Genomic DNA, 1,889 nt, shown 5'->3' on the forward strand with positions numbered 1-1,889 from the left:
CCGCCCGGCCCACCCCCAGCTGCAGCTCGAGAGCAGCCACCCGCGAGGGGGTCCCACCCGTTCGCCGCGCCACCACCAGGCGAAAAAAAACGCCAGGACACGCCCGGCGTTTCTTCGGAACCATCGAACGGCTGGATCAGCCCAGCAGGTGCGCCACGGCCGAACGCTCGTCTTCCAGCTCGGCCAGGGTCTTGTCGATGTACTTCTGGCTGAACTCGTCGATCGGCAGGTCCTTGACCAGCGTGTACTCGCCATTCTCGGTGGTGACCGGGAAGCCGAAGATCACGCCTTCCGGAATGCCGTAGGAACCGTCGGACGGCACGCCCATGGTCAGCCACTTGCCGTTGCTGCCCAGCACCCAGTCACGGATGTGGTCGATGGCGGCGTTGGCAGCCGAAGCGGCCGAGGACGAACCGCGCGCTTCGATGATCGCCGCGCCGCGCTTGCCCACGGTCGGGATGAAGGTGCCGGCGTTCCAGTCCTGGTCGTTGATGGCATCGGCGATGGACGCGCCATCGGCGGTGGCGAAACGGTAATCCGGGTACATGGTCGGGCTGTGGTTGCCCCACACGACCAGCTTTTCCATGCCACCCACCGGCTTGCCGAGCTTGGTCGACAGCTGGCTCAGCGCACGGTTGTGGTCCAGGCGCAGCATGGCGGTGAAGTTGCGCGGGTTCAGGTCCGGCGCCGACTTCATCGCGATGTAGGCATTGGTGTTGGCCGGGTTGCCGACCACCAGCACCTTGACGTCACGCTTGGCGACCTTGTTCAGGGCGGCGCCCTGCGCGGTGAAGATTTCCGCGTTGGCCTGCAGCAGGTCGGCGCGCTCCATGCCCGGGCCGCGCGGACGCGCGCCGACCAGCAGGGCCACGTCGACGTCCTTGAACGCCACTTCGGCGTTGTCGGTACCGACGATGCCGGCCAGCAGCGGGAATGCGCAGTCTTCCAGTTCCATGATCACGCCCTTCAGCGCGGCCTGGGCCTTTTCCACCGGCAGCTCAAGCAGCTGCAGGATGACCGGCTGGTCCTTGCCGAGCATTTCGCCGGAGGCGATGCGGAACAGCAGGGCGTAGCCGATCTGGCCGGCAGCGCCGGTCACGGCAACACGAACGGGTGCTTTCATGGGGGTTTCCTCTAGCTTGCGAGCGTTGGATTTGAACCGCGGGCGTGGCCGGGCGGCCTGGCAGGCGGCGGGGGATCATGAAAACGGCCACCGCAGGGTGGCCGTTTCAAAGGGGATCAGGCGCGCGAGGGAATCGACTTGTTCCACTCGGCGACGCGGTCGGCCTTGGCGGCCAGCACGGCGTCGGTATCGCCTTCCAGGGTGATCGAATGGATCACATCACCCTGCTTGACCGAATCGACGATGGCCTGGCCTTCCAGCACCTGGCCGAACACGGTGTGCTTGCCGTCCAGCCAGTCGGTCTTGATGTGGGTGATGAAGAACTGGCTGCCGTTGGTGTTCGGGCCGGCGTTGGCCATCGACAGCGAACCGACCTGGTGCTTCACACCATTCTTTTCGTCTTCGAACTTGTAGCCTGCGTCGCCGGTGCCCTGGCCGCGCGGGCAACCGCCCTGGATCATGAAATCGGCGATGACGCGGTGGAACACCAGGCCGTCATAGAAGCCATGCTTCACCAGGTTCACGAAGTTGGCCACGGTCAGCGGTGCCTTGTCGGCGAACAGCTCGACCTTGATCGGGCCCTGGGTGGTATCGAAAGTAGCGATCAGGGACATGCGGATCCTCAGGAATTCGGGTTGGAAAGGTCTAGCTCCCTAGTTTACACCCGTCCCGTTTCGGTCGCGGGTACGACGATCGTTGGAGATTTCGCAGCGGTTCTGTGTTTTCGTGGGGCCGCCGTACGGGGCGGGAGGGGACGGTGCGGGGC

Annotated in this window: 2 protein-coding genes; both read right to left on the minus strand. The window is 65.1% G+C overall.

Translation table 11 applies throughout. The features are described 5' to 3' along the window. Positions 1-136 precede the first annotated feature (136 nt). Complete coding sequence (locus ABB28_RS17505) at positions 137-1,123, minus strand: malate dehydrogenase (RefSeq protein WP_057687624.1); 987 nt, start codon at positions 1,121-1,123, stop codon at positions 137-139. Between the two features lie 116 nt (positions 1,124-1,239). Continuing rightward, entirely contained in the window at positions 1,240-1,737 is a 498-nt protein-coding gene (locus tag ABB28_RS17510; protein ID WP_057687625.1) for a peptidylprolyl isomerase, read from the minus strand. Positions 1,738-1,889: the final 152 nt, after the last annotated feature.

Origin of the sequence: Stenotrophomonas chelatiphaga (assembly GCF_001431535.1) — a bacterium.
GTDB classification, from domain to species: domain Bacteria; phylum Pseudomonadota; class Gammaproteobacteria; order Xanthomonadales; family Xanthomonadaceae; genus Stenotrophomonas; species Stenotrophomonas chelatiphaga.

Coding starts and splice junctions, on each gene's coding strand:
- ABB28_RS17505 (WP_057687624.1), bottom strand. CDS start 1,123: ATGAAAGCACCCGTTCGTGTTGCCGTGACCGGCGCTGCCGGCCAGATC.
- ABB28_RS17510 (WP_057687625.1), bottom strand. CDS start 1,737: ATGTCCCTGATCGCTACTTTCGATACCACCCAGGGCCCGATCAAGGTC.